The organism is Rhodovulum euryhalinum, from assembly GCF_004342445.1.
Classification (GTDB): domain Bacteria; phylum Pseudomonadota; class Alphaproteobacteria; order Rhodobacterales; family Rhodobacteraceae; genus Rhodovulum; species Rhodovulum euryhalinum.
Genome location: NZ_SLWW01000032.1, coordinates 1 through 4,829, shown reverse-complemented (window position 1 = coordinate 4,829; position 4,829 = coordinate 1). Strand labels below are relative to the sequence as shown.

The following is a 4,829-nucleotide window of genomic DNA, read 5'->3' as shown; positions in this document are numbered from 1 at the left end:
AGCCAGAAAAGCTCGCTCATGATCCCTCCCCCAAATTGGGAGTTTGAATCACGCGGCGAGCCCGCACTCAAGCGGATTTATGGGTCCTGACTCTAAAGTAGTGACCATATGAGAGTAGTTGCCAACTCATAGTCTCGCTTTCGAACACGCTGCGCGCTATTCATTTTTTTGCTGGGTCGGTACAGACCCAACTGCCCATCCCGGCCGTCCGGCAACCGCCCCCTCACACCGGCTCCCCACTCGGCCCCTTGTCCTCCAGCCCCTCGATCACCTTGGCCAGCCGTAGCTGCGCTTGAGGTTCAGCACGTCGTTGATCAGCGCCTGGTAACCCTTTCCGTTGGCGCGATAGAACTTGGCCACCGGTTCCTCCAGCAGCAGCGTCACCCGCACCTTTTTCGGCTGCTTGGGATGGATTTCCGGCAGCATGTGCCAGGCCTCGGGGACGGTGTTTGTCAAGGGAGTTGTCGCCTGCTCTTGTTTTCAGGCTGCCTGTTCGGCCAGCCTTCGCGGCGGCGGGGCGTCAGGCCGCGACCGCCCCTGCAAGGCGCATCGGCGCCGGCAACGCGCGCTGGACGGAACCCGCGACCGGGTGGACGGAGTTCTGATCCGGACGGGCCCGGCGGCCGATCGGGTGACACGGGCCCATGGTGCGGGGCGGGCCGGGAACGCTAGCCCCCCAGGACCCGCGGCAGCCAGAGGGTCAGCGCGGGAAAGGCCAGCAGCAGGCCGACCCGGACAAGTTCCGCCCCGAAGAAGGGCGCGACCCCCTTGAAGGTGTCGATCATCGGCGTGTCCCGCGCCATCGCCGAGATGACGAAGACATTCATCCCCACCGGCGGGGTGATGAGGCCAAGTTCCACCACCACCAGCGCCAGGATGCCGAACCAGATCTTCAGCTCCTCGGTGCTCATGCCGAAGCCCGCGCCCTCGGCCCCCTGGTAGAGCCCGCCATTGATCTCGACCAGCACCGGCCAGAAGAACGGGATCACGAGCAGGATCATCGACAGGCTGTCCATCAGGCAGCCCAGCACGATCAGCGCCAGCAACAGCAGGACCATCACCGTCATCGGTTCCATCCCCGCCGCGACGATCCACTCGGCCGCCGCCTGCGGCAGCCCTGCGCGGGACAGGAAGATCTTCATCAGCTCGGCGCCCAGCAGGATCAGGTAGATCATGCCGGTGATCGAGGCGGTCTCAAGCAGTGCCTCGCGCAGTGCCCGCAGCGGCAGCGCGCCCCTGACGGTTCCGTAAAGCCAGACCAGCGCCACGCCCACCGCGGCCCCAGGCGTCGGGTTGTAGAGGCCTGCATAGATGCCGCCCAGTACGATCGCAAAGATCGCCAGGACCGGCATCACCCCAAGCGTCGCCGCCCGCAGTTCGGCCCCGTCGCGCGCGCGCGCCGCCGGGGCCGCGCCCGGCCGGATCGCGACATAGGCGGCGATGGTCAACAGGAACAGAACCACCGCCAGCGCCCCGGGCAGCATCGCGGCCATGAACATCGTGACGACATTCGCCTCGACGAGGATCGCGTAGAGGATCAGCACGACCGAGGGCGGGATCAGGATGCCCAGAACCCCGCCCGCCGCCAGCGTGCCCGTCGCCAGCGCACCCGAGTAGTTGTAGCGTTTCAACTCCGGCAGGGCGACCTTGCCCATGGTCGACGCGGTCGCCAGCGACGAGCCGCAGACCGCGCCAAAGCCTGCACAGGCCGCGATCGCCGCCATCGCCGTGCCGCCGCGCATCCAGCCTAGCCAGGCGTTGCCCGCCCGGAACAGCGCCGCCGACAGCCCCGCCCGCGCCGCAAACGCGCCCATCAGCACGAACATCGGCACCACGCTGAGGTCGTAGATCGAGAACTGCCCCCATGCGAGCGTCTTGAGCTGGTTCAACATCAGCGCGGGACCGTTCAGCGCCGCGATGCCAAGCCCGCCCACCAGGATCATCGCATGGGCGATGGGCATCCTGAGCGCGATCAGAGCAACCAGCGCGGCGAGGCCGATCAGCCCCGGCGACAAGGCCTCAGCCATCCGGGCCTCCGCGCGCGGCGTCTGCATCCTCGGCCAGCGTGACAAGGCTGGCCAGCGCCAGCAGGGCCAGCGAGATCAGGATCGGCACGAAGGCGATCCAGACCGGGAATTGCAGGATCGTGGTGGTATAGCCGTAGTCCCGCTGGTCGGACATGCCCTCGGTCATGCGCCAGAACAGCAGCACCGCGAACAGCAGCGCCACCACCGATGCCGCCAGCCGCAGCCGCGCCACCCAACGGGCCGAAGCGCCCATGGTGAAGATGTCGGCGCTGACATTGGCACGGGTCAGCTGGCACCAGGGCAGGAACGCAAAGACCGCAACTGCGACGCCGACCTGCGTCATCTCGAAATCGCCGGGAAACGGGGTCCACAGCGCGCCGCCAAGCACCGAGACCACGTTCATCGCAACAACGGCCAGCAGGACCATGCCCCCCAGCAGCGCCCATCCGGCGACAAGGGCGGCCGCCGCCGCGGCCAGCCCCCGGCGCCCGGCCAGCGCGGGTTCGGCCATCACATCGATCCGTGCTTCGCGATCAGCATCCGCGCCTTCTCGACCAGGGCGGCGCCGTCGACACCCCTGCCCGAGACATCGTCGATCCAGCGGTCGACGACCGGCTCCAGCACCGCGCGGAAGGCGGCGGTTTCGTCCTCGGTCAAGGTGACATGGGTCCGGCCCGCCGCGACCGCCATGGCGACGCCCGCCTCTTCGGTCCCGCGCCAGATGCGGCCCAACTCGGCCAGCCAGTCGGGCCCCGAGGCGTCGCGGAACGCCTGCTGGATCTCGGGCGGCAGGCTGTCCCAACGGGCCTTGTTCATCGACATCTGAAAGCTGGTGGTGCCCAGCCGCGTCCTGTCGGCCAGTTCGATGTGATAGGCCGCCTGATCCTGCAGCTTCAGCGCGGGCACGATCTCGAACGGGATCAGCGCGCCGTCCACCACGCCCTTGGACATCGCCTGCGGCAGGTCGGGCACGGGCATCGCGACCGGGCTGGCGCCCAGCGCCTCGAGCACCCAGGCGCCGGTGCGCGTCGGGATGCGCATCTTGCGGTCGGCAAAATCCGCAGGCGCCCGCACCTCGGCATCGCGCATCACGATCGCCTGGCCGGCATGGACATGCAGGAACATCACCTCGACGCCGGGGTAGTCTGGCTTGAGGTCGGTTTCGAACATCTCGTGCAGCGCGAGGTTCGCGGCACCGGGATCGTTCAGGTAAACGAACGGCAGTTCAATGACTTCGGTCCGCGGGAACAGCCCCGGCGTATAGCCGTTCACCGTCCAGATCAGGTCGACGACGCCGTCGCGCACCTGGTTGATCAGTTCCGGCGGGCGGCCGCCGAGCGTCATGGCGGGGTAGATCTCGATCCTGACCTTGCCGCCGGAGTTCTCCTCGACCGCGCGGGCCCAGGGTTCCAGGGTTTCGGTCTGGGTGGGGGAATTGGCGCCGAGGAAATGGTGGAGCTTGAAAATGTGGTCCTGCGCCAGCGCCGCCCCGGCCGCCCAGAACGTGACGGCGCCGATGGCCAACGCCTTGGCCAAGTATCTGAAACGCATGTGGTTCCCCCCCTCAGGTCGCGGCCCGATGCCGGGCCTGGCGGTCACCGCACGCGGCCCCGGGCGGTGGCGGCGACACGCCTTCGGCCTACACCGAGTCCCCTGCCCGGTCAACGCGGAGCGCTTGCGCATGCGAAAAGGGCGCCCGTCGCGGAGCGCCCTTCTGCTGTCATTCCAATCGCTTGGCGATCAGGCCAGCGCGATGTTCGTGGCGCTTTCGCGACCGTCGCGACTGGTTTCGATGTCGAAGGTCACCTTCTGGTTGTCGCGCAGCGTGCGCAGACCGGCGCGTTCCAGTGCGGTGATGTGCACGAACACGTCCTTCTTGCCGCCATCGGGCGCGATGAAGCCGTAACCCTTTGTTTCGTTGAACCATTTCACGGTGCCAGTGGCCATCCGCGTGTCTCCTGCAATCTTACCGCTCGCACCATTGCAGCGGCCCGGCACGTCAGAAGTCGATCGAGGTACTGACAGCCGTGATCGGAAGACAGTGGTCGATAGTCGTAACGTCGCCAATGCCTTATGCCGGATCGTCCGAGTCGGTGCAAGAAAATTCGGCAGACCGCCCCGGGGGTCGGACCATTATCGGACTTTCATCTGATTTGCATCGGACCTGCGCGCACGGCCCGAAGGAAGGACGTTGACCATTGCCGGGCAGTCTGTGCGCATGATCGAGCATCTTTTCGACCCCGACCACCTGAAGGACCCGCACCCGATCCGGCCCCGCCCGGAACGGCGCCTGGGCAAACGCCAGTTGCGCGACCTTGCCGCCGCGCAGGAGAGCGCGCAGGAGACGCGATCCTTCCGTAGGTCTGGTGGTGTCTTTCCGTCACGTCCCTGCGCGCCCCAGATCGACGCCATGGCGTGACGAGAAACCCACGCGCCGGACCTGCGCGATGTGATCCTGTCATACCGCCACGCAAGAACGCCAAGCCTTGGAAGCCGTCGACGGCCGGCGCGATCGCCCGAAACGAGGCGCTGCGCGCATCGAAGTACCTCGGCCGCGCCATCTGGCGAACGTGGAGCGGATACCACCGCCGAAGCCGCGCCGAGACGGAGATGCATTGCGTGAAGCTGCTGGGGCAGAGCCTCATGGCACGCGACTTCGATCGTCAGGTCGCCGAACTCCAGATCCGCGCCGCCGTGCTCAACCGCCACACCACGCTCGGCATACCTGTCACCGAGCCCGTGGGATAAGTGCGTCTGGGAAAGGGGAGGTCCGGGCTTCACCCTCTTTGCGCAACATGTGTA

The 4,829-nt window shown here is 67.1% G+C and carries 6 protein-coding genes and 1 pseudogene; 2 read left to right on the top strand and 5 right to left on the bottom strand.

Going from position 1 to position 4,829, the window contains the following annotated elements; translation table 11 throughout:
• Positions 1-267: 267 nt before the first annotated feature.
• From EV655_RS18375 to EV655_RS18355, 5 genes are all read right to left on the bottom strand, one after another.
• Positions 268-456, bottom strand: a complete 189-nt coding sequence (locus tag EV655_RS18375; RefSeq protein WP_132546800.1) for a BrnA antitoxin family protein — start codon at positions 454-456, stop codon at positions 268-270.
• 212 nt (positions 457-668) lie between these two features.
• A complete protein-coding gene (locus EV655_RS18370; protein WP_132546799.1) occupies positions 669-2,027 on the bottom strand; it encodes a TRAP transporter large permease in 1,359 nt (452 codons plus the stop codon).
• On the bottom strand, positions 2,020-2,538 hold the full coding sequence (locus tag EV655_RS18365) for a TRAP transporter small permease (RefSeq protein ID WP_132546798.1): 519 nt from the start codon (positions 2,536-2,538) through the stop codon (positions 2,020-2,022). Before EV655_RS18365 ends, EV655_RS18370 begins: the two co-directional genes overlap by 8 nt.
• Positions 2,538-3,578 carry a TRAP transporter substrate-binding protein gene (locus EV655_RS18360; RefSeq protein ID WP_132546797.1) on the bottom strand — a complete coding sequence of 347 codons (1,041 nt, stop codon included), beginning with the start codon at positions 3,576-3,578 and terminating at the stop codon, positions 2,538-2,540. Before EV655_RS18360 ends, EV655_RS18365 begins: the two co-directional genes overlap by 1 nt.
• 189 nt (positions 3,579-3,767) lie before the next feature.
• Positions 3,768-3,974 (bottom strand): cold-shock protein, encoded by a 207-nt coding sequence (locus EV655_RS18355; protein ID WP_132546796.1) that lies wholly within the window; start codon positions 3,972-3,974, stop codon positions 3,768-3,770.
• 271 nt (positions 3,975-4,245) lie between these two features.
• Here EV655_RS18355 and EV655_RS18350 point away from each other — a divergent pair, with 271 nt between their 5' ends.
• Positions 4,246-4,446, top strand: a complete 201-nt coding sequence (locus tag EV655_RS18350) for a hypothetical protein (protein ID WP_132546795.1) — start codon at positions 4,246-4,248, stop codon at positions 4,444-4,446.
• A gap of 38 nt (positions 4,447-4,484) precedes the next feature.
• Positions 4,485-4,775 (top strand): annotated as a pseudogene (locus EV655_RS18345) (transposase); the annotation flags it as partial.
• Positions 4,776-4,829: the final 54 nt, after the last annotated feature.

Excerpts from the sequence above, each read along its gene's own strand:
- EV655_RS18370 (WP_132546799.1), bottom strand. The coding sequence starts at position 2,027 with ATGGCTGAGGCCTTGTCGCCGGGGCTGATCGGCCTCGCCGCGCTGGTT.
- EV655_RS18365 (WP_132546798.1), bottom strand. The coding sequence starts at position 2,538 with ATGGCCGAACCCGCGCTGGCCGGGCGCCGGGGGCTGGCCGCGGCGGCG.
- EV655_RS18360 (WP_132546797.1), bottom strand. The coding sequence starts at position 3,578 with ATGCGTTTCAGATACTTGGCCAAGGCGTTGGCCATCGGCGCCGTCACG.
- EV655_RS18355 (WP_132546796.1), bottom strand. The coding sequence starts at position 3,974 with ATGGCCACTGGCACCGTGAAATGGTTCAACGAAACAAAGGGTTACGGC.
- EV655_RS18350 (WP_132546795.1), top strand. The coding sequence starts at position 4,246 with ATGATCGAGCATCTTTTCGACCCCGACCACCTGAAGGACCCGCACCCG.